Origin of the sequence: Kitasatospora purpeofusca, assembly GCF_034043715.1 — a bacterium.
Taxonomy (GTDB): Bacteria; Actinomycetota; Actinomycetes; order Streptomycetales; family Streptomycetaceae; genus Kitasatospora; species Kitasatospora purpeofusca_A.
Genome location: NZ_JAXCLC010000052.1, coordinates 22959 through 43758, shown reverse-complemented (window position 1 = coordinate 43758; position 20800 = coordinate 22959). Strand labels below are relative to the sequence as shown.

General features: G+C 73.6%; 17 protein-coding genes. 5 read left to right on the top strand and 12 right to left on the bottom strand.

Going from position 1 to position 20800, the window contains the following annotated elements; genetic code table 11:
- Positions 1-118: 118 nt before the first annotated feature.
- The 3 genes from SM793_RS24690 to SM793_RS24680 all read right to left on the bottom strand — a co-directional run bounded on the left by SM793_RS24690 (position 119) and on the right by SM793_RS24680 (position 3029).
- The gene (locus SM793_RS24690; RefSeq protein WP_320440477.1) at positions 119-766 is read right to left on the bottom strand and encodes a hypothetical protein; all 648 of its coding nucleotides are present in this window, start codon (positions 764-766) and stop codon (positions 119-121) included.
- 120 nt (positions 767-886) lie between these two features.
- Positions 887-2026 carry a GntR family transcriptional regulator gene (locus SM793_RS24685; protein WP_320440476.1) on the bottom strand — a complete coding sequence of 380 codons (1140 nt, stop codon included), beginning with the start codon at positions 2024-2026 and terminating at the stop codon, positions 887-889.
- A 205-nt stretch (positions 2027-2231) separates the two neighbouring features.
- The gene (locus tag SM793_RS24680) at positions 2232-3029 is read right to left on the bottom strand and encodes a carbon-nitrogen family hydrolase (protein ID WP_320440475.1); all 798 of its coding nucleotides are present in this window, start codon (positions 3027-3029) and stop codon (positions 2232-2234) included.
- A gap of 175 nt (positions 3030-3204) precedes the next feature.
- Here SM793_RS24680 and SM793_RS24675 point away from each other — a divergent pair, with 175 nt between their 5' ends.
- Positions 3205-4026 carry a maleylpyruvate isomerase family mycothiol-dependent enzyme gene (locus tag SM793_RS24675; RefSeq protein WP_320440474.1) on the top strand — a complete coding sequence of 274 codons (822 nt, stop codon included), beginning with the start codon at positions 3205-3207 and terminating at the stop codon, positions 4024-4026.
- Positions 4027-4175: 149 nt separating this feature from the next.
- Complete coding sequence (locus tag SM793_RS24670) at positions 4176-5012, top strand: Bro-N domain-containing protein (RefSeq protein ID WP_320440473.1); 837 nt, start codon at positions 4176-4178, stop codon at positions 5010-5012.
- A 62-nt stretch (positions 5013-5074) separates the two neighbouring features.
- Here the strand turns inward: SM793_RS24670 and SM793_RS24665 are convergent, their stop codons facing one another.
- Entirely contained in the window at positions 5075-6493 is a 1419-nt protein-coding gene (locus SM793_RS24665; protein WP_320440472.1) for an MFS transporter, read from the bottom strand.
- A 73-nt stretch (positions 6494-6566) separates the two neighbouring features.
- A complete protein-coding gene (locus tag SM793_RS24660; RefSeq protein ID WP_320440471.1) occupies positions 6567-7802 on the bottom strand; it encodes a M64 family metallopeptidase in 1236 nt (411 codons plus the stop codon).
- 383 nt (positions 7803-8185) lie between these two features.
- Between SM793_RS24660 and SM793_RS24655 the strand changes: the two genes are divergently transcribed.
- The gene (locus tag SM793_RS24655) at positions 8186-9250 is read left to right on the top strand and encodes a hypothetical protein (RefSeq protein WP_320440470.1); all 1065 of its coding nucleotides are present in this window, start codon (positions 8186-8188) and stop codon (positions 9248-9250) included.
- Positions 9251-9407: 157 nt separating this feature from the next.
- Here SM793_RS24655 and SM793_RS24650 read toward each other — a convergent pair whose 3' ends face one another.
- From SM793_RS24650 to pdhA, 3 genes are read right to left on the bottom strand one after another with little or no spacing between them, the layout of a single operon-like run.
- Entirely contained in the window at positions 9408-10838 is a 1431-nt protein-coding gene (locus SM793_RS24650) for a dihydrolipoamide acetyltransferase family protein (RefSeq protein WP_320440469.1), read from the bottom strand.
- Between the two features lie 15 nt (positions 10839-10853).
- Positions 10854-11828 (bottom strand): alpha-ketoacid dehydrogenase subunit beta, encoded by a 975-nt coding sequence (locus tag SM793_RS24645; protein ID WP_413816027.1) that lies wholly within the window; start codon positions 11826-11828, stop codon positions 10854-10856.
- Positions 11828-12970, bottom strand: coding sequence for a pyruvate dehydrogenase (acetyl-transferring) E1 component subunit alpha (pdhA, locus tag SM793_RS24640; protein ID WP_320440468.1), 1143 nt, complete (start codon positions 12968-12970; stop codon positions 11828-11830). The genes SM793_RS24645 and pdhA overlap by 1 nt, the downstream gene beginning before the upstream one ends.
- Positions 12971-13350: 380 nt before the next feature.
- Between pdhA and SM793_RS24635 the strand changes: the two genes are divergently transcribed.
- On the top strand, positions 13351-14010 hold the full coding sequence (locus tag SM793_RS24635; RefSeq protein ID WP_320440467.1) for a response regulator transcription factor: 660 nt from the start codon (positions 13351-13353) through the stop codon (positions 14008-14010).
- A gap of 65 nt (positions 14011-14075) precedes the next feature.
- Positions 14076-15164 (top strand): phosphotransferase, encoded by a 1089-nt coding sequence (locus SM793_RS24630; RefSeq protein WP_320440466.1) that lies wholly within the window; start codon positions 14076-14078, stop codon positions 15162-15164.
- Between the two features lie 21 nt (positions 15165-15185).
- On the opposite strand, the gene SM793_RS24625 is transcribed toward SM793_RS24630, so the two are convergent.
- From SM793_RS24625 to SM793_RS24610, 4 genes are all read right to left on the bottom strand, one after another.
- Complete coding sequence (locus SM793_RS24625) at positions 15186-17003, bottom strand: protein kinase domain-containing protein (RefSeq protein WP_320440465.1); 1818 nt, start codon at positions 17001-17003, stop codon at positions 15186-15188.
- A gap of 110 nt (positions 17004-17113) precedes the next feature.
- Positions 17114-18517 (bottom strand): protein kinase domain-containing protein, encoded by a 1404-nt coding sequence (locus tag SM793_RS24620; protein ID WP_320440464.1) that lies wholly within the window; start codon positions 18515-18517, stop codon positions 17114-17116.
- Between the two features lie 364 nt (positions 18518-18881).
- Positions 18882-19439 carry a bacterial proteasome activator family protein gene (locus SM793_RS24615; protein WP_320440497.1) on the bottom strand — a complete coding sequence of 186 codons (558 nt, stop codon included), beginning with the start codon at positions 19437-19439 and terminating at the stop codon, positions 18882-18884.
- 308 nt (positions 19440-19747) lie between these two features.
- Positions 19748-20680, bottom strand: coding sequence for a hypothetical protein (locus SM793_RS24610; protein ID WP_320440463.1), 933 nt, complete (start codon positions 20678-20680; stop codon positions 19748-19750).
- Positions 20681-20800: the final 120 nt, after the last annotated feature.

The following is a 20800-nucleotide window of genomic DNA, read 5'->3' as shown; positions in this document are numbered from 1 at the left end:
GGGGCGTCCGAGCAGTGGCGGGCGTCCGAGCAGTGGCGGGCGTCCGAGCGGCGGCGAGCGTCCGAGCGGCGGGGGCGGCGGCCAGGGGCCCGCGGTAGGCGGCGGGGCGGTAGCCGGCTCAGGCGAAGACGACCATCGAGCCCTGGTGCAGGCTCCGGGTCGCCGCCGAGTACAGGCCCGCCCAGGCGTGCCGCTCCCGGGCGAACGGGTGCAGGTCGTCCAGCGGCGGCCCGAACGGCTGCTCCAGGCCGGTCGGACCGAGCGGCCTGGTCGGCGCCGGCGGGTCGAGCGGGTCGATGCCCAGCGCCGGGGCCACGGCCTGGAGCTCGCGCAGCAGCCCGTGGCTGGAGCCGAGCGGCCCGCCCGAGGCCAGCAGCGACTCCTCCACCAGCGGGGCGGCGAACTCGATCGGCACATAGGCGCCGGCGTGGTCGAAGTGCCAGACCAGGTGCGACTGCTCGGCGCTGCTCTCGAACATCTCCAGCAGCTGCTCGTAGTCCCCGCCCAGCGCGTCCACCGGTGTGATGTCCAGGCCGGTGAGGCCCAGCAGGTAGGCCCGGCGCAGGAAGTGCAGCGAGTCGTAGTCGAAGGCGGCTATCGGCTCAACCGCCCCGCTGAGTCCCGGCACGTACCGGTAGACCGGCATCTCGGGCAGGCCGTTGTCGGCCAGCACCCGGTTGTAGAGCGCGAGGTCGTCCCGGAACGGGTTGTCGGGGCTGTGGCTCAGTACGTCCACCAGCGGGACGAGCCAGAGGTCGCAGGCCATGGGCCGGCTCTTCCTCTCCGGGCGGCGGGAACCGGCCGCGCGGCGGCGGACGGCGGATGGGCGGGGATCGGTACCCGGACGGTCGGTACGAGGAGCGGCCGGGACGAACGACCGCCCACCCTACCGGCCCGGCGCGCGATGCGGACCGGGCCGTCCCTCGGGCAGTCGGCCGGAGGGCGGTTCGGGCAGTCGGCGGCCGAACCGTCCGTAGGGGACCGACCTCGGCTGCGGCACCAGGCCGAGGCCCAGGCCCAGTTCACGGCCCAGTTCACGGCCCAGCTCGTGGCCCGACTCGCGCTCGTGGCCCCGGGCGCCACCGGCCTCCCGGCCCGGCTCCTCAGGGTGGGGCGCGGTGCCCGGCGCCGACTGCTCCGGCCCGGCGCCTCCCTCGGTCCACGGGAGCCGCGCGGCGCTGTCCGGCCGCAGGGCGCTCCCGGCCTCCGCCTCCTCAGCCGGCTCCTCAGCGGTCCGGGGAGCCCGGGCCGCCACCGGACCGTCCTGGGCCCCGGGGCCGCCCGGCGCGGCGACCGGCCGTCCGGTCAGCAGCGGCAGTACCCCCACCGTCTCCACCTGCTGCCCGGCCAGCTCGGCCAGCAGTCCGACGGTGAAGAGGTTGTACTCGCAGACGATCCGGTGCACGCGCGGCACGTCGCGCGCCTCGATCGCGTCCACCAGGTCGAGGTGGCTGTCCCAGCAGACCCCGCCCAGCTCCGGCATCGACCGCAGGTACCGCGCGGCGAACATCCACGACTGCACCCGCAGCCAGTCCAGGTAGTCGGCGATCCGGCGGTTGCCCAGCAGGCCGGCGACCTCCTGCCAGAACCGGCGGTCGCAGCCCACCATCACGTCCAGGTTGCCCGCCCGGGCCGCCCGCACCGCGGCGTCCGCCCGGCGGCGCAGCGAGGGCAGCCGGCTGTCGTCCGGTGCACCGGGGTGCGCGGCCAGCCGGCGGAAGTAGCTGTCGGTGATCAGCACGCGGGACTCGAAGATCTCGAGGAAGTCGTCCCAGCCGAACTCGGGAACGGTGAAGCCCCGGTGGTGCTCGGCCCGGAGCAACCCCTGCGCGGCGAGGTCGACCAGCGCCTCGCGGGCCGGGGTCGCCGAGACCCCGTAGAGCTCGGCGATCTCCTTGACGGTGAAGTTCCGCCCGGCCGCGAGCCGGCCGGCCATCATCTCCTCGCGCAGCGCGCCCGCGATCTGCTCGCGCAGGCTGTTGCGCTGGATCACGGGACGGGTGCCGCCCGCGCCGGTGCCGAACATGCGCGCGACCTCCTCGGGCGGGCCGACGGCCTGACGGGACAGACCGGCGGAAGAACGGCTGGTAACACGACGAGGGCTCATCTTCTCAAAAAGGACACCGCTGTGTACAAGCCCCCCACATGCGCCCGCCCGCGCCCCCGACCGTGTGTCCGGGCCCCGGGCCCGTCCCGTCCGGTCCCACGGCCCGTCCCCGGGGGGGGGTCCGTCAGCGCTGGACCGGCGCCGGGATGCCGAGCAGCCGGTCCCGGTGCACCGGGAACTCCGCCCGCGCCCTGGCCACCTCGGTCGGATCGAACTCCACGGTCAGCACCTCCTCGCCGGGCCCCGCCTCGGCCAGCACCCGGCCCCACGGGTCCACCGCGATGCTGTGGCCGGCCTGCTCGACCCCGCCGTGGGTGCCCGCCGTGTTGCAGGCCAGGACGTACGCCTGCTCCTCCACGGCCCGCGCCCGGTTCAGCAGCGTCCAGTGCTCCCGCCGCCGCGCCGGCCAGGCCGCCGGGACCACCAGCACCTGCGCACCGGCGTCCAGCAGCGCCCGGAACAGCTCCGGGAAGCGCAGGTCGTAGCAGGTCGCCAGGCCCAGCGTGCCGACGTCGGTGACCGCGGTGACGATCTCCTGCCCGGCGCCCATCACCACCGCCTCGCCGCTGTCGAAACCGAAGCGGTGGATCTTGCGGTAGGTGTGCACCAGCTCGCCGTCCGGGGCGAACAGCAGTGAGGTGTTGTAGATCGGGCCGTCCGGATCGCGCTCGACGATCGAACCGGCGTGCAGCCAGACGCTCGCCGCCTTCGCCGCCGCCGCCATCGCGTCCGAGGTCGGCCCGTCCAGCGCCTCGGCGCCGTCCGACCAGAGGTCGTGGGCGAAGCCGCCGAGCGCCCACAGCTCGGGCAGGACCACCAGGTCGGATCCCCGCTGGGCCCGTACCAGGGCGGCCGCGCGGGCCCGCCGTTCGGCCGGGGGCTCCGTGTCGGAAACCGCGAGTTGGATCAATGAAGCGCGCACAGTACCACCGTCCACGGCAAGAGTCCTACGATCGTCACCCGAAAGCGCTGCCCTGCTCTCATCCGGCAGCGTAACGTGCGGTTAGCGTGTGCGCCCGGGACCCGGACCTTCCCGACCGGTCCCGGAACGCGCGCACACGCGTGGCAAGGCAGCTGACGGAGGGCCGGAGATTCCCGTGACGGACAACCAGACCGTGCAGGCGTACACCGACGCGTGGACGCAGTCCATCGAGGCGATATCCGAACTGGTGGCGCCGCTGCCGGAGGGCTCCTGGAACCGGGCCACCGAATGCCCCGGCTGGTCGGTCCGGGACATCGTCTCGCACGTGATCGCGGTCGAGTCCGAACTCCTCGGCGACCCGCGCCCGATCCACTCGCTGCCCCGCGACCTGCTGCACGTCACCACCGACGCCGCCCGCTACCTCGAACTGCCCGTCGACAAACGGCGCTGCCACACCGCGCTGGAGATGACCGGCGAGCTGGACTACACGATCATCCGCCGCTCCCGGGCGCTGCGGAACGCCAAGCAGCTGCCGAACGAGCCGGTCCGCTGGCCGGCCGGCCCGCAGAGCCGCGACATCCCGTACCACGAGCTGCTCCGGCTGCGCGCCTTCGACGTCTGGGTGCACGAGCAGGACCTCCGCCGCGCCCTCGGCACGCCGGGCAACCTCGACTCCCCGGCCGCGCTGGTCGCCCGTGACGTCCTGCTCCAGGGCCTGCCGAAGGTCGTCGCCAACCGGGCCGGCGCCCCGGCCGGCAGCACCCTGGTCGTCGACGTCACCGGCCCGGTCGAGTTCCTGCGCACCGTCCGGGTCGACTCCTCCGGTCGCGGCAGCGTGGACGAGTCCGTCAGCCTCGCCCCCGACGTCCAGCTCACCCTCGACTGGGAGACCTACGTCCGCCTCGCCTGCGGCCGCGGCCGCCCCGGCCCGGTGATCGTCGAGGGTGACCGGGAGCTCGGCGACCGCGTCCTGGCCGGCTTCTCCGTCACCCCGTAGCCCCTCCATTCACTCGCCCGGCGTACACGGACCGTGCGCGCCGGGCGAGTGCGCCTCGTGCTCCCGTACGGCATGTTGGAACCAGTACCCCCCCCTGTTCGCCGTCGTTGTTCCGGGCAGCGTCACCCGGAAGAAGGAGGGGCGTCCAGATGGACGACGAACAGACGATGCAGGGGCGGATGGAGCTGGTCCGGTCGAGCTTCCCGGTCACGGGCCAGCCGATCAGGGTCGTGATGATCGACGGCGAGCCGTGGTTCGTCACGGCGGACGTGTGCCGGATCTTGGGGCGAACCAACCCGAGCGAGGCGATCAAGATCGTGAAACCCGAGGACGCGCGTACGGTCGATCTGCGCTCGGTAAACCTCAGAAATTCTGAGTACAACGGTGTTTCCGCAGGTGAGAAAGCCTATGTCCGAGGAAATCCCGCGATCGGGGTGATCAGCGAAGGCGGCCTCTACACCATGGTGATGAGGTCGACGAAGCCCAACGCCGAGCCGTTCAAGGAGTGGGTCACCCGGGAGCTTCTCCCCTCCATCCGGCGGGGGGACACCGACATCCCCACCCAGCAGCGGCGGATGGCGGAGACCCTCACCGAGGCGATCGGGCAGCAGGTGTACGTCGTCGCGCGGATCGAGCACGAGGACTGGCCGGGCCTGACCGTCCGCTCCGACGGCACGGTCCACTGCCGGCACGGGGAGATGAGCCTCCGGCTGCCGGGCCCGGACGACAGCGGGCCGCCGTTCGGCCCGTACTTCGAGTGCCCGGGCGGGGAACACGTCGGGATCCGGGGCAGCCGACCCGTCCCGGGCTGCCCGAAGCTGCGGATCGTGGACCTGGTCCGGATGCGGGACGAGGCCCGGTCCGGACCGGAACCCGGAACAACGCCCGCCGGCGGCCACGAGAACGTGCTCGTGGAGATGCACGGCGCCCGGATCTTCGGCACACCGCCGCAGATCGCCGAGTTCATGCGCGAGTACCGGGGCTGACGGAAACGGGGGCAACCCTCGGTCTCACTGAGGGTTGCCCCAATTTCCGCAGGTCAGAAACGCTACACCGCCTCCGCCGCGAGCCTCCGCCGAAGCCGCAGGATCATCACGGTGCCCACCGCCATCGGCACGTACTGCCAGCAGAAGGCCCACCGGAAGGCGCTCGCCGAGTACCCGCCCGCCCCGGCCGGGGTGAGGGCGTCGAGCAGGACGCCGATGCCGAACAGGGTGATCATCGTGCCGATGAAGCCGCCCATGTTGACGATGCCGGAGGCGGTGCCGAAGCGTTCGACGGGGTTGCGGGCGCGGGCGAAGTCGAGGCCGACCAGCGAGGCGGGGCCGTTGCTGCCCATCACCAGGATGATCGCGACCAGCAGCCAGAGCGGCGGACGGCCCTCGGGCCAGGCGAGGGTCACCGCCCACAGCAGCGCGGTGACGCCGATGGTGGTGAACACGATCGGCATCCGGGCCCGGGAGGTCCGGGAGAGCAGTCGGCCGAAGAGGAAGCCGAAGCTCATGTTGGCGAGCACCAGCAGGGTGAGCAGCCCGCCGGCCTCGGCGCGGGTCATGCCCTGGGCCTGGACCAGGTAGGGCAGGCCCCACAGCAGGCCGAAGGCGTTGCCGGGGAACTGCGTGGTGAAGTGGATCCAGAGCCCGAGCCGGGTGCCCGGCTCCTGCCAGGCGTCCCGGACCTGCCGGCCGACGGCGGGCCGGGGCCGTCCGGTCGCCGCGACGGCCGGCTCGACGACCGGCGAGGGCTCCTCCGGCCCTTCCCGCGTCTCCGGCGCCTCGCGGAGGAAGAGCGCGACGAGCGCGAAGACGGCGATGCCGAGCAGGGCGATGGCGGTGAAGGTGGGCGTCCAGCCCTCGCTGTGCAGGGCCTGGGCGAGGACCACGGTCGTCACCAGGTTGCCGCTCATCCCGGCGAGGCCGGTCAGCTGGGCGACGAGCGGGTTCTTCGCGGCGGGGAACCAGCGGGCGGCGATCCGCAGCACGCTGATGAACGTCATCGCGTCGCCGCAGCCGAGCACGGCCCGGGAGGCGAGCGCGGGGCCGAAGGCGTCGGAGAAGGCGAAGGCGAGCTGGCCGGTGCTGAGCAGCAGGACGCCGAGCAGCAGGACCTTGCGCGGGCCGAACCGGTCGACCAGCACGCCGACGGGTATCTGCATGGCCGCGTAGACGAGGACCTGGAGGATCGAGAAGGTGGAGAGCGCCGAGGCGCCGATACCGAAGCGGTCGGCGGCGTCCAGGCCGGCGACCCCGAGGCTGGTGCGGTGGATGACGGCCAGGACGTAGACGGCGGCTCCGATGGACCAGGCGGTCCAGGCGGCCCGGCCCCCGGGCGGCTGCCGGGGGCCGGCGGTGGGACCGCCGGTGGTCCCGGTGGTGGTCCCGGCGGTCGTCCCACGGATGCGGTCGGCTGTGGCGCGAGGAGCGGAGGCGGACAGGGGGCGGGCTGGACGGGCTGGCTCCACGGTCATAGTGGCCCCAGATTAGTCATCCCATCATTGGATGCCCAGGGCCGGGCCGCCCCCGTCCTCCTCCCGTCCAGGCTCAGCCGGCCACCGTCCAGGAGACCGAGCGCGTCATGTAGCGCTCCCGGAAAGCCTCGTCGCGCACCCAGTCCGTGGTGTCCCGGACGGTCGCCGTGACGGTCGCCGCGCGGCCGGGCTCCAGCGGCAGCGACGCGGTGTCCAGCCAGCTGCGGTCCGCCGCCTGCGGCTCGACCGGGACACCGTCCACCGCCCAGTCCACCCGCAGCTGCCGGGCGCCGGTCAGCGGGACCGGACGGACCTCCAGCCGGGGCCGGCCGGTGACGTCGCCGGGAGCCGGCACGGCGGCATCGGTGGGCCGGATCCGGCGGTAGATCTCCTCGATGATCGCTTCCCGTGAGGGCAGGTTGTAGGACCCGCCGAGGGTGCGCATCACCGAGTCCGGGGTGGGCCGGTAGATGCCGTTGGCGCTGCGGTAGGCACCGATGGTCCCGGCGCCGTCCGGGGACTCCGCGCCGAGCCAGCGCCACCACTTGGACTGCCTGCGGCGCATGTCGTCGGCGTTCTCGGTGGAGAGGTTGGGGTAGTCGGCGTCGTCGGGCGCGCTGTCGTACTCGTCGCCGAGGTCGCCGACGGTGTGCCCGATCTCGTGCTGGATGATCCGGCCGGCGTCGGGGCTGCCGCCGGCCAGGGTGGTCACCCCGGTGCCGCCGGCTCCGCCGTACTCGGTGGAGTTGGCCAGCGCGATCAGGTACTGCGGGCCCTCGCCGCGGCCGGCGAACCGGGCCGTCGCCTCCTCGTCGGCGCAGAGCAGCCGGGCGGTGCCCTCGCACCAGAAGTGCATGCCGAGCGGGGTGGCGGGGCTGCGGCCACGGCTCTCGGTCTCGGCGATGCCGGAGACCGGGGACACCACCTCGACCCGCCTTATGTTGAAGAACCCCTGGTAGCTGCGGAACGGCTCGATCTCCATCAGCGCGCGCCAGGCCCGGTCGGCCTGTTCGCGGAACTCGTCCTGCTCCTCGGCGGTGTAGCCGTCGCCGAGCAGGACGAGGGTGATCCGGTTGGCCGGGTCGCCGGTCCGCCGTATGTCGACGGTCGGCGCGTCCCCGGCGGTGCGCAGCTCGGCGTGCTGGACCGCGGTGTGCGGCGGGACCGCGCGGTCGGCCGGGGCGCCGGCTCCGATCACCCCGAACGGGGAGGGCCCGGCCAGTTCGAGCGCGGCCGGGAGCACGGCGGTGGACACCAGCACGAGCGCGGCCAGACTCCGGACGATCCGGCCAGGGTTGCCAGGCGGCATACGGGTGCGTCCTCGACGTTCCGGTCACCCGCGTCGCCCGGGTGGTGGACGCGAAGACGTACCCGCCCCGGCGTGTCGTCCTCACGGAACGGCGAAAAAGTCACCGAACTGGACGAACCACAAGAATCTGACCAGTCATACCTATGAGTCCAAGTGGGCGGTTCTCGATCACCGACCGTGACCTTGGATGCACCGAAAATAGTCATCGGAATCTTTGGTTCGTCCTGCAACTGCCGCTCCCGGATCGCTGTCTGTACCAGCGAAGGACGCGGGAGAGAGCATGACCGGCCAGACCGGGGGGCGCTTCCGACGCGATGGAGCGATCCGGCCACCTTCGAAACCACACACCACCACCACGACACCAGACCTTGGGGGGTCCTGTCATGCGCACGTCCGTCATGCCCGCTTCCGCGAAGAACACCGTCGTCCACCGCCGCGTCGCGGCCGTCGCCGCCACCGTCCTGCTCGCCGGCTCCGTCCAGCTGCTGACCGCCGAGTCCTCCTGGGCCTGCGGCTCGTCGGACGAGCCGGTCGCGGCCGCACCGAAGACGGCCGCGAAGGCGGCCGCACCGAAGGCCGGGGCCCCGAAGGCCGAGTCCCCGAAGACCGAGGCGGCCGGCCACGACGGAGCCCCCGGGATCAGCTTCTTCATGACCCCCTCGCTGGCCGTCACCGCGGGCGGGCCGAAGGTCGACATCCCGGTCGAGGTGGGCAACTTCACCGGGGCCCCCTACCGCAACGTGGTGCCCACGCTCTCGCTCGCCGCCCACCTGGCCGGCAACGGCGAAGGGGGCGTCTCCTACCTGCCCTCCAAGTACCTGGCCGTCGAGTACAACGCCAACGGCAGCTGGCAGAAGCTCTCGCTGCGGCGCGGCTGCGACCCGACGCTGTTCGCGACCCCGGCCAAGGGTGTGCCGGTCGCCGACGGCCACGCCAACCACGTCACGTTCCGCGTCGGCCTCACCGCGGACGCTCCGGCCGATCTCGACCTCCTCTACGTCGGCCTCGGCGCCACCGGCGAGGACGGGTCGCGCAGCGAGTGGGCGCAGAAGGAGATGACGGTCAAGGTCCCCAAGGCCGCCAAGCCCGCTCCGACCACCACCCCCTCGAAGCCCGCCGCCAAGCCGACCGCGCCCGCGAAGCCCGCCGCCCAGCCCGCCGGGACCGCGAAGCCCGCCGCCCAGCCCGTGCCGGTCTCCGACAGCACCCCCGCCGCCACCGCGAAGCCGGCCGCACCTGCCGCCGCACCCGCCGCAGCGCCCGCCCCCGCCGCGCCGAAGAGCACCCCCACCACCGCCCCGGCCACCACCGCGCCGGCCGGCACCCCGGAGCTCGCCCAGACCGGTGCCGACACCCCGAACGGCCTGCTCGCGGGCATCGCCGCCGGCCTCGCCGCGCTCGGCGCGGGCATGGTGCTCACCGTCCGCCGGCTGCGCGCCCAGCGCTGACCCGGACGCGGACGCCGCCGGCCTCGCCGACGACGCCGCGTGGTCCTGAGCACCGCCGGGACCGCAGAACGAAGGGGCCCGGCTCCGCACGACGGTGCGGAGCCGGGCCCCTTCATGTCTCCCGTTCAGGTCTCCCCGTTCAGGTCTCCCGGGCGGGTCAGCCCCAGGTGATCAGGCGCTTCGGGTGCTCCAGGATGCCCGCGATGTCGGCCAGCACCTTGGAGCCCAGCTCACCGTCCACCAGCCGGTGGTCGAAGGAGAGGGCCAGCGTGGTGACCTGACGCGGGACGACCTTGCCCTTGTGCACCCACGGCAGTTCCCGGACCGCCCCGAAGGCGAGGATGGCCGCCTCGCCGGGGTTGAGGATCGGGGTGCCGCTGTCGACGCCGAAGACGCCGACATTGGTGATCGTGATCGTGCCGCCCTGCATGTCGCCGGGCGCCGTCTTCCCCTGCCGGGCCGTGTCGATCAGCTCGCCGAGCGAGACCGCCAGGCCGGAGAGGGTCCGGGCGCCGGCGTCCTTGATGTTGGGGACGATCAGGCCGCGCGGGGTGGCCGCGGCGATGCCGAGGTTCACCTGGCCCTTGATGACGATCTCCTGGGCCGCCTCGTCCCACTGGGCGTTGACCCCGGGGTGGCGCTTGACCGCGGTGAGCAGCGCCTTGGCGACCAGCAGCAGCGGGCTGACCCGGACGTCCCGGCCCAGCTCGCCGCTCTCCTTGAGCCGGCGGACGAACTTCATCGTCCGGGTCACGTCGACCTGGACGAACTCGGTGACGTGCGGGGCGGTGAAGGCCGAGGCCACCATCGCCTGCGCGGTCGCCTTGCGGACGCCCTTGATCGGCACCCGGACGTCGCCCGCGCCGGGCAGCACCACGGCGGTGGACACCGGGGCGGCGACGGCCTGCTCGGAGGCCGCGGCCTCGACGGGGGCCGGCGCCGGGGCGGCGGCGGCCGCCGCGTGGGCGTGCAGGTCCTCCCGGGTGATCACGCCGTCCGGACCGGTCGGGGTGACGGCCCGGAGGTCGATCCCGAGGTCCTTGGCGAGCTTGCGCACCGGCGGCTTGGCCAGCGGCCGGTCACCGGACGCCTCGACGGGCGCCACCGGCACCGGGGCCGGGGCGACGACGGGCGCCGGGGCGGGCGCGGGAGCCGGCACGGCGGCCGTGGCGGTGGCCGTGACCGTGGTGCGCCGCGCCCGGCGCTGGCTGCCGCCGGTCCGCGGACCGTAGCCGACCAGCACCTCGCGCCGCTCGGGCTCGGGCGCCTCGGGTGCCTCGGCGACGGGGGCCGGGGCCGGGGTGGCGGCGGCGACGGGCGCCCCCGCCGCTCCGGCCACCGCGACCGAGATGATCGCGGTGCCGACGTCGACCGTCGCGCCCTCCGGGAAGAACAGCTGCTCGACGACCCCGGTGAACGGGATCGGCAGCTCCACGGCGGCCTTGGCGGTCTCCACCTCGCAGACGACCTGCCCGTCGGTGACGGTGTCACCGGGCTTGACGTACCAGCTGAGGATCTCGGCCTCGGTCAGGCCCTCGCCCACATCGGGCATCTTGAACTCGCGGAGCGAGCGAACTTCGGTGGTCATCAGCGCTCCCCGGTATCAGTACGCGAACGCGCGGTCGACGGCGTCGAGCACGCGGTCCAGGTCGGGGAGGAAGGACTCCTCGACCCGGGACGGCGGGTACGGCGCGTAGTAGCCGCCGACCCGCAGGACCGGCGCCTCCAGGTGGTAGAAGCAGCGCTCGGTGAGCCGGGCGGCCAGTTCGGCACCCATGCCCAGGAACACCGGTGCCTCGTGCACCACGATGCCGCGTCCGGTCCGCTTGACGGACTCCTCCAGGGCGGCGAAGTCGACCGGGGTGAGCGAGCGGAGGTCGACGACCTCCAGCCGCCGGCCGTCCTCCTCGGCGGCGGCGGCGGCCTCCAGGCAGACCTTGACCATCGGCCCGTAGGCGATCAGCGTGGCGTCGGCACCGGGGCGGACGATCCGCGCGTCGTGCAGGCCCAGGTCGGCGGAGTCGCCGACCTCTCCCTTGTCCCAGTAGCGGCGCTTGGGCTCCAGGAAGATCACCGGGTCGTCCGACTCGATGGCCTGGCGCAGCATCCAGTGCGCGTCGTGCGCGTTGGACGGGGTGACCACCCGCAGACCGGCGGTGTGGGCGAAGTACGCCTCGTGCGACTCGCTGTGGTGCTCGACCGCGCCGATACCACCCGCGTAGGGGATACGGATGGTGACCGGCATCTTGACGTGCCCGAGCGCGCGGGCGTGCATCTTGGCCAGCTGGGAGACGATCTGGTCGAAGGCCGGGTAGACGAAGCCGTCGAACTGGATCTCCACGACCGGGCGGTAGCCGCGCAGCGCGAGGCCGATCGCGGTGCCGACGATGCCGGACTCGGCGAGCGGGGTGTCGATCACCCGGTCCTCGCCGAAGTCCTTCTGCAGGCCGTCGGTGATCCGGAAGACGCCGCCGAGCTTGCCGATGTCCTCGCCCATCAGGAGGGTCTTCGGATCACTCTCCAGCGACTTGCGCAGCGCCCCGTTGAGCGCCTTGGCGATGCTGAGCTGGCCGGCCATCAGTGGTTCTCCCCCGCCTCGAAGGAGGCCGCGTACTCGATGTACTCGGCCCGTTCCTCATCGACCAGCGCGTGCGGCTCCGCGTAGACGTGGTCGAAGATCAGGGTGGGGTCGGGGTCCGGCATACTGCGCACGCCCTCGCGCACCCGCAGCCCGAGCTGCTCGCTCTCCGCCTCGATCGAGGCGAAGAACTCCTCGTCGGCCAGGCCCTCCTTGTCCAGGAGGGCGCGGAGCCGGGTGATCGGGTCCTTGGCCTTCCAGGCCTCGGTCTCGTCGGCCGCCCGGTAGCGGGTCGGGTCGTCGGAGGTGGTGTGCGCGCCCATCCGGTAGGTGAAGGCCTCGATCAGCACCGGTCCGTTGCCGGTGCGGGCGTGCTCCAGGGCCCAGCGGGTCACCGCGAGGCAGGCCAGCACGTCGTTGCCGTCGACCCGGATGCCCGGGAAGCCGAAGCCGGAGGCCCGGCGGTACAGCGGGATCTTGGTCTGGGTGGTGGTGGGCTCGGAGATCGCCCACTGGTTGTTCTGGCAGAAGAAGACCACCGGCGAGTTGTAGACCGAGGCGAAGGTGAAGGCCTCGTTGACGTCGCCCTGGCTGGAGGCGCCGTCACCGAAGTACGCGATCACCGCGTCGTCGGCGCCGTCCTTGGTGATGCCCATCGCGTATCCGGTGGCGTGCAGGGTCTGCGCGCCGATCACGATGGTGTACAGGTGGAAGTTCTTCTCGTTCGGGTCCCAGCCGCCGTGGTTCACACCGCGGAACATGCCGAGCAGGTTCAGCGGGTCGACGTCGCGGCACCAGGCCACGCCGTGCTCGCGGTAGGTGGGGAAGGCGTAGTCGCCCGGTCGCATCGCGCGGCCGGAACCGACCTGGGCCGCCTCCTGGCCGAGCAGCGAGGCCCACAGGCCCAGCTCGCCCTGGCGCTGCAGCGAGGTCGCCTCGGCGTCGAAGCGACGCACCAGCACCAGGTCACGGTAGAGGGCACGGAGCTCGTCCGCCTCCACGGTGAGCGGGAAGTCCGGGTGTTCGACCCGCTCGCCTTCCGGGGTGAGCAGCTGTACGAGCTCCGGCTGGGCGGCCTCGGCCGTGGCGCGGACGCCGGGGGCAGCCTTCTTGCGGGCCCTCGCCGTGCTTTTGACGGTCACGTTCACTCCTCGGTCTGTCCGGCCGCCCGGGGTCGCCGGTGACCGGTCCGGTCACCGCCTCGCGGGGCGCGCGTGGGTGTGCGCACCCGCAGCGGGGCAGGTGGTGATCCTTTTCCGACGGCGTCCCTCACGAGAACGTTACCCAGCGTCCGTCCTCGACGCGTCTGCGCTAGGACGTCCTACTTGTTCGGGGTCTACAAACCGCGCGTGTGGCGCAGCTCTCAATTCGGTCGCGTTCAGGACACCAGCGCACGTTATCCGGGCGGAGGCTCCGGCGTAAGGGGGTTACCGGCATCGGTTTCGACCGCTCTGGCCGGATCGTGACGCCGTCGTGGTACGGGTGAGAGGTCTTTCATAGGGTGATATGGGAGGCTTTGCGCGTGACTGATAACGGACAAATCACGGTATTCCTTCTCGACGACCACGAGGTGGTCCGCCGGGGCGTCCATGAACTCCTCTCCGTCGAGGAGGACATCGAGGTGGTCGGCGAGGCCGGGACCGCGGCCGAGGCGCTGACCAGGATCCCCGCCGTCCGCCCCGATGTCGCGGTGCTCGACGTCCGGCTGCCGGACGGCAACGGCGTCGAGGTCTGCCGGGAGATCCGTTCCCGGATGCCGGAGATCAAGTGTCTGATGCTGACCTCGTTCTCGGACGACGAGGCCCTGTTCGACTCGATCATGGCGGGCGCCTCCGGCTATGTGCTGAAGGCGATCCGCGGCACCGACCTGATCACCGCGGTCCGGGACGTCGCGGCCGGCAAGTCGCTGCTCGACCCGGTCGCCACCAGCCGGGTGCTGGCCCGGCTGCGGGACGGCGGCGAGAAGGAGGACGAACGGCTCGCCCAGCTCACCAAGCAGGAGCGCCGCATTCTGGACCTGATCGGCGAAGGGATGACCAACCGTCAGATCGGCAATGAACTGCACCTCGCCGAAAAGACGGTGAAGAACTACGTCTCCAGTCTGCTCGCCAAGATGGGGATGGAGCGACGGACCCAGGCGGCGGCGTTCGTGGCACGGCACCAGGCGGACCAACAGCACTGATACGGCTGCAGCACACAACTGACGGCCTGTCAAGGGCCCCCGCCGAGAGGTCCTAACCTCTGGCTGTGACTTTCAGCCAGACCCTTGCCTGTGCACCAGCCCGTCCCGACCTCACCGCTCCCCCGATAGGAACGCTCAGCCCTCCCGTCCCCCACGCGGCACTCGCCGAGGTCCTGCGCCACTACCGGGTGGGCCGCCTGCTCACCGCCGAACCCGTCGCCGAAGGCCTGCTGAACCGCGGCTACCGGGTCACCACCGAGGCCGGCGGCTACTTCCTGAAGTGCTACGTCGACGCCGCGACCGCCGGCCGCGAGGCGGTCACCGGCCACCACCGGGCGATGGCCGCCCTCGCCGCCCTGGGCCTGCCCGTCGAGCCCCCGCTCGCCCTCGCCGAGCGGACCGGCACCGTCGCCCCGTTCGGCGGCCGGCTGTTCGCCCTGTTCCCCTGGGTGGACGGCGGGCACCGCCACGGAACCGAGCTGTCCCTGTCGCAGTGTGCCGAACTGGGCGCGCTGCTCGGCCGGCTGCACGGCGCCCTCGACGAGGTCTGCGCGCCCGTCGCACAACCCTCCGGCTACCGCAGCGCCGATCCGCTCGACAGCTCCGCTCTCGCCCACGACCTGCGTGAACGGGCCCGCGAGCACCACCCCCGCGACGAGCTGGACGCGCTGGTCGAACGCCGGCTGAGCGAACGGCTGGAGCTGCTCGCCGAGCACGCCCACCGGCGTCCCGCCCCGGGGGCCGCCCCGCCCACCGGCTGGACCCACGGCGACTTCCACGGGCTCAACCTGCTGCACCGGGACGGACGGATCGCGGCCGTCCTGGACTGGGACAAGCTGGGACGGCAGCCGCGCGCCGAGGAGGCCGTCCGCGCGGCCACCCTGGTCCTCAACGACCGCGCCACCGGGGTGCTGGACCTCGTCCGGGTCCGGCACTGGTCGCAGGCCTACCGGGCCACCGGGGCCGCCACCGCCGAGCACCTGGCCGCCGCGGCCCACCGGGTCTGGTGGGAGCGGCTGAACGACTTCTGGATGCTCCAGTGGCGCTACCAGCGGGGCGACCACCGGGCCGACCCGCTCTACGCCGCGTCGGCGGGCCAGCTGGCGTGGTGGTGCCAGGAGTACGAGCAGGTCCTGGACGCCTTCGCCAACTGACCCGGCGGCCGGCCGGACCGGTCAGGGAGCGGGCGGGATGGCTGGCCCGCCCGGCGGCTTCGGGACGGTGCCGCCGGCAGCGCCCCCGGCCGTCGGTGTCTGGCTGCCGGCACCGCCGGTCGGCGGCGGATTGGTCGCCGGCGGGGTCGTGGCCGGGGGCGTCGTCGCGCCGGTGGCCGTCCCGGTGGTCGGGGTGGTGGTCGGCGGGGCGGTGGCCGACCCGGTCGGCGACGCGGTCGGGCTCGGTGCCTTGCTGCCGGTCGGGCTCGGCGTCGCCGCCGGGCTGGTCGTGTGCTTGCCGGTCGGCTGGCTCGGCGGCTGGGTCTGGTTGCCGCCGTTGCTGTTGGTGTCGGTCGGCTGCTGCTGCGGACGGCGCGAGGTCTGCCCGGCCGGGGGCGTCGTCGTGGTGGAACCGGAGCTGGGCGTGGTCGCCTCCGGCGCCGTCGACACCACCCCGGTGCCCGGGCCGAGGTCGCTCGGCTTCCCGCCGCCACCACCGCCGGTGTCGTTGCCGCTCAGCGCCATGGCGATGCCCACACTGGCCGCGACGGCCACCGCCACGATGCCGGCCACCCAGCGCCACGGACCGCGTCCGCCGCCGCCACCGCGCCCGTGCCCGCCGCTGTGCCCGTCGTCCGAGCCGTCGCCGCCGTAGGGCGGGTAGGCGGAGGACGGCGTGTGCGGGCCGCCCGGCACCTGGTACGGCAGCATCGCCGTCGGGTCGCCCGGGACACCCGCCCCGAGCACCGCCGTCTCGTCCACGCCCAGCGGGGGCATCCCGCCGTGGCCCTGGCCGGCCGCGGCCAGCCCGGCCGTCGCGCCGAGCGGCCAGCCGCCGGTGCCGCCGGTGAGCTCGCGCAGCGCGTGCTCGATGTGCGCGCGGAACTCGTCCGCGTCCTGGAAGCGGTCGTCCGGGTTCTTCGCGAGCGAGCGCAGCACCAGGTGGTCCAGGCCGGCCGGGACCCGCGGATTGGCCTGCGAGGGCGGCACCGGCATGTCCTGCACGTGCTGGTAGACCACCGACAGCGGGGTGTCGCCGGTGAACGGCGGTCGCAGCGCCAGCAGTTCGTAGAGCATGCAGCCGGCCGCGTACAGGTCGGAGCGGTGGTCGACCGGCTTGCCCAGCGCCTGCTCCGGCGACAGGTACTGCGGGGTGCCCATGACCATGCCGGTCTGGGTCATGGTCGAGGCCGTGCCGGTGAGCGCCCGGGCGATGCCGAAGTCCATCACCTTGACCGCGCCGGTGGTCGTGATGATCACGTTGGCCGGCTTGATGTCACGGTGCACGATGCCGTGCCGGTGGCTGTAGGCGAGCGCCTCCAGTACCCCGGCGATGATGATCAGCGCCTGGTCGACCGGCGGCTCCTCCTCGTCCACCAGCAGCTCGCGGACGGTCCGGCCCTCGACCAGCTCCATCACGATGTACGGCGTCGACTCCTCGCCGACGTACTCCTCGCCGGTGTCGTACACCGCGACGATCGCGTGGTGGTTGAGCGCCGCGACGGCGTGCGCCTCCCTGGTGAAGCGGAGCCGGGCGATCTCGTCCTGGGCCAGTTCACCGCGGAGCAGCTTCACCGCGACGGTCCGCCCGAGCCGGACGTCCTGGGCGGCGAGCACCTCGGCCATACCGCCCCGGCCGAGCCGGTGGGTCAGCCGGTAGCGGCCGTCACCGACCGTGCCCAGCGGTGCGGCGGTGCCCCGGCCGGGCGTGTGCGGGGCGCCGTACGGCGGGAGCGCGGTCGTGGCGGCGTCGCCCCCGGGCTCGGGCGTCCTGGGGGCCCCGCCGCCCGGACCGGCCGCCCGGGCCCCGTCGTCGTCCGGATGCTGCGTCTGTGCCATCGCTCCTCGCCCCGGGCCTTCGCTCGGATCGCGGTGCCCTGTCGCTCGTGTCCCCGAACGCTACCGCCTCCGGCCGACCCCCGGAGCACGCGTGTTCCGGGCGGAATCCGTCAGAGCAGGCCATTCCGGTCGGCCTGGCCGTCCAGGCGCACCACCGGGGCCGACGCGCCCGAGACGCCCCTGGTCGACCCGCTCGTCGACTTGTCCCCGGCCCGGTTGACCACGATCGCGATGATGATGACCGCCAGCACGATCACACCGACGATGATGCCGATGATCACCAGGGCGGTCGAGCAGCCACCGCTGTTCGACGCGGGCGCCGGCTGCGGCTGGAACGGCGGCGCCGGCATCGGGTGCGGCGGCGGGGTGTGCGCCTGCTGCGGGAAGGGCTGCGGCGTGTGCGGCGCCTGGAAGACCGGCGGCGGCGTCTGGAACGGCTGCGGCTGCGCGAACGGCTGCGGCGTGTGCGGCGCCTGGAAGACCGGCGGCGGCGTCTGGAACGGCTGCGGCTGCGCGAACGGCTGCGGCTGCGGGAAGGGCTGCGGCTGCGGGGTCTGCGGCGCGGCGTGCACCGACCGCGGACCGTCGGTGATCACCAGCGGGTTGCTGGCCGCCAGCGGGCTGCCGCCGCCCTTGCCGGCCGCGATCAGCCGCTCGGCCTCGTCCCGCATCGCCGCCGCACTCGGGAAGCGGTGCGCCGGGTCCTTGCGCAGCGCCGTCGCGACGAACGCGTCGACCGCCGGAGCGAGCCGCGGGTTGAGCGCGGACGGCGCCGGCGGCTCTTCCTGGACGTGCTTGTACGCGATCGAGAAGGCCGAGTCGCCGTCGAAGACCAGCTGGCCGGTGATCATCTCGAAGAGCATCACGCCGACCGAGTAGAGGTCGGAGCGGGCGTCCACCGGCTTGCCCAGCGCCTGCTCGGGCGAGAGGTACTGCGGAGTGCCGACCACCATGCCGGTCTGGGTCATCGAGGTGACCCCGCTCTCCAGCGCGCGGGCGATGCCGAAGTCCATGACCTTGACGTTGCCCTTGCGGTCGAACATGACGTTGCCGGGCTTGATGTCGCGGTGCACCAGGCCCATGTCGTGCGAGGCCTCCAGCGCGTTCAGCACACCGATGGTGACCCGCAGCGCCTCCTCGACCGGCATCGCGCCGTGCTGGCCGACCGCCTCGTTGATGGCGTCCCGCAGGCCCTTGCCGTCGATCAGCTGCATCACGATGTACGGCGTGCTGGAGCCGTCCTGGGCGATGTCCTCGCCGCTGTCGTACACGGTGACGATGTTCGGGTGCTCCAGCCGGGCCACCGCCTGGGCCTCGCGGCGGAACCGCTCCTTGAACGAGTCGTCCCGGCCCAGCTCGGCGTGCATGCTCTTCAGCGCGACCTGCCGGTCCAGCACGCTGTCGTACGCGAGGTGGACCGAGGCCATACCGCCCTCGCCCAGCACCCGCTGCAGCACGTACCGCCCGTTGCCCAGGGAGTAGCCCTCGGCCGCCGCGTTGCCGTGCTCGCTCATGGTCCTCTGCTCCCCCTCGGCGCGGCCGTACCGCCGCGACCGTGACATTCGGTCTCGTCCGTGCGTGTCTCCGGGCCCGGCCCGCTGGCCTGCCCGACCCCTGTCGCGACGCTCGCCCGGACTGCGACAGGGGGTCAGGGTATCGGCTCGCGCGGACACCGACCGGCCCAGGGCCGACACTGTGTCCAGGTCGCGACCCGGTACCGATCGGTAGTGCCGGCGCCGCCGGGCCGGCCGGCCGCGCCCCGTGCCGTGCCGCCCCGGCGGGGCCGTGGGGGTACGGGTACGGCCGACGTCCACAGGTGGGCAGCCGCCTCCGGACGGGGGACCGCTACAGGTGGGGACGCCTCCGGGCGGGGGACGCCTACAGGTAGGGACCGGAGCGGATGCCGCGGCCCTCGCCCGGCTCGTCCCCCTCCTGCTCCGCGCCCTGCAGACCGGGCGGCAGCGCCCGCCGCATCTGCTCCAGCTGCGCCCGGGCCGCCATCTGCTGCGCGAACAGCGCGGTCTGGATGCCGTGGAACAGGCCCTCCAGCCAGCCCACCAGCTGCGCCTGGGCGATCCGCAGCTCGGCCTCGGTCGGGATCGAGTCCTCGGTGAACGGGAGCGACAGCCGCTCCAGCTCGGCCACCAGCTCGGGAGCCAGGCCGAGTTCCAGCTCCTTGATCGAGCTGGCGTGGATGTCCTTCAACCGCGCCCGGCTGGCCTCGTCGAGAGGAGCCGCCCGGACCTCCTCCAGCAACTGCTTGATCATGCTGCCGATCCGCATGACCTTGGCGGGCTGTTCGACCATCTCGGTCACCGGCAGTTCACGCGGACCGTCGCCGCCGTCCCCCATCGAGCCGACCGCCGCCGAACCCACCGGCAGCCCGTCCGGTCCGACGATCAGCACCTTCTGGCCGTCCTGCGACTGCCCGCCCATGGCCTGGTGGAACTCCTGCGACGAGTACTCGTTCATCGGATACTCGTTCATCGGATTCGTCATGAACCACATTCTCCCTCACTGGGGTTGCCGGGGAGCAGGCCCCCGACCGACCCGCCCCGCCCCGCCCGCCGCCGGTGCCACTGCCGGTGCCGCGACCGGCCCCGCGCCCGCACCCGGGAACGACGCTACGCCCGGGAGCGGGGCCGCGATATCCGTACGGATACTCAGTCCGCCCCCGGATCCGGAGCACCGGGGCGACCCCGTCCGAGCGCCGGCCCGGCCGTTGTTCGGCCGCCGGGACGCGGTCAGTGCCGGCGCAGCCGCAGCCCGATCAGGCCCAGACCGCAGCCGATCAGGCCCAGACCGGCACCCAGCGGCAGCTGGCGGGTGGCCGCGTCGTCCCAGCGGGTGGGCAGCAGGGCCGGGCCGACCAGCACCGCCTCCGGTCCGGTCCGGCCGAGCGCCAGGGTCTCGCCGCCGGGCCCGCCGTCCGGCGCGGCCGGCTCCGTCACGCCGTCGCTACCCCCGGCCGCCGGGCCCGGGGCAGCGTCCGCCCCGGCGCCGACCGGCTGCTCCGGCGCCTGCTCGGCCGTCCGCGTCCGGCCCAGGTCCGGCGCCCCCTCGGGGGCCGACCCGGCGCGCTCGGGCGCCGAGGCGGGGCGGTGGCGGCCGTGGCGCTGCTCCCGGTCGGACCAGGAGGGGCCGGGGCGGACCCGGCCGACCGCCTGCCACGCCACCGCCGTGGCGGCCGGGACGACCGAGGACGGCGACACCGGAGCGGCCGGTGCGGGGGAGGCCGACTCGGGGAAGGACGGTGCGGGCAGGGTCGGTACGGAGGCGGACGGCCCGGCGGGGGTCTCCGTGACGGCTCCCGGCCCCGGTTCGGTGCCGGCCGACGGATGCGCCGGCTCCAGCTCCGGCTCCGGCTGAGGCTCAGCCTCAGGCTCCGGAGCAGCCACCGGGGAGAGCCCGTCCGAAGGCACCGCCGACCCGGACGGCGCCGGGGCCCCCGACGGCTCGGAGCCTTCGGGGGCGGCGACCGGGACGGGGGCGGGGACGGCACCGACGGCACCGGCCGGCGCGCTCGGCAGAGCGATCGCGGCCGGCCCGAGCACCAGCGGCACGGCGAGCCCGAGCACCGCCACCGCGAGCAGCCGTCGGCCGGTGCGGCGGTGGGAAGGGTGCGGCGGCGGTGCCGCAGGCAGCGGCCCGAGGAACGCGGACGAGGGTGCGGGCACGGTCGAGGTCCTTCCGCGACGGCCGACCGCGCAGGGCACGGTCGGCGGCGGGACAGCTCTCGTCCAGACTCACACAGTCCGACATTCCGGGCATGTCGTACGGCGGGCCCGGCCGACCGA

What these genes read in the sequence shown, in the direction of transcription:
- SM793_RS24685 (WP_320440476.1), bottom strand. Translation starts at nt 2,026, where the DNA reads ATGTTCGGCACCGGCGCGGGCGGCACCCGTCCCGTGATCCAGCGCAAC.
- SM793_RS24660 (WP_320440471.1), bottom strand. Translation starts at nt 7,802, where the DNA reads ATGCCGCCTGGCAACCCTGGCCGGATCGTCCGGAGTCTGGCCGCGCTC.
- SM793_RS24625 (WP_320440465.1), bottom strand. Translation starts at nt 17,003, where the DNA reads ATGGCACAGACGCAGCATCCGGACGACGACGGGGCCCGGGCGGCCGGT.
- SM793_RS24670 (WP_320440473.1), top strand. Translation starts at nt 4,176, where the DNA reads ATGGACGACGAACAGACGATGCAGGGGCGGATGGAGCTGGTCCGGTCG.
- SM793_RS24650 (WP_320440469.1), bottom strand. Translation starts at nt 10,838, where the DNA reads ATGACCACCGAAGTTCGCTCGCTCCGCGAGTTCAAGATGCCCGATGTG.
- SM793_RS24645 (WP_413816027.1), bottom strand. Translation starts at nt 11,828, where the DNA reads ATGGCCGGCCAGCTCAGCATCGCCAAGGCGCTCAACGGGGCGCTGCGC.
- SM793_RS24615 (WP_320440497.1), bottom strand. Translation starts at nt 19,439, where the DNA reads ATGGGCGGGCAGTCGCAGGACGGCCAGAAGGTGCTGATCGTCGGACCG.
- SM793_RS24690 (WP_320440477.1), bottom strand. Translation starts at nt 766, where the DNA reads ATGGCCTGCGACCTCTGGCTCGTCCCGCTGGTGGACGTACTGAGCCAC.
- SM793_RS24665 (WP_320440472.1), bottom strand. Translation starts at nt 6,493, where the DNA reads ATGACCGTGGAGCCAGCCCGTCCAGCCCGCCCCCTGTCCGCCTCCGCT.
- SM793_RS24620 (WP_320440464.1), bottom strand. Translation starts at nt 18,517, where the DNA reads ATGAGCGAGCACGGCAACGCGGCGGCCGAGGGCTACTCCCTGGGCAAC.
- SM793_RS24655 (WP_320440470.1), top strand. Translation starts at nt 8,186, where the DNA reads ATGCGCACGTCCGTCATGCCCGCTTCCGCGAAGAACACCGTCGTCCAC.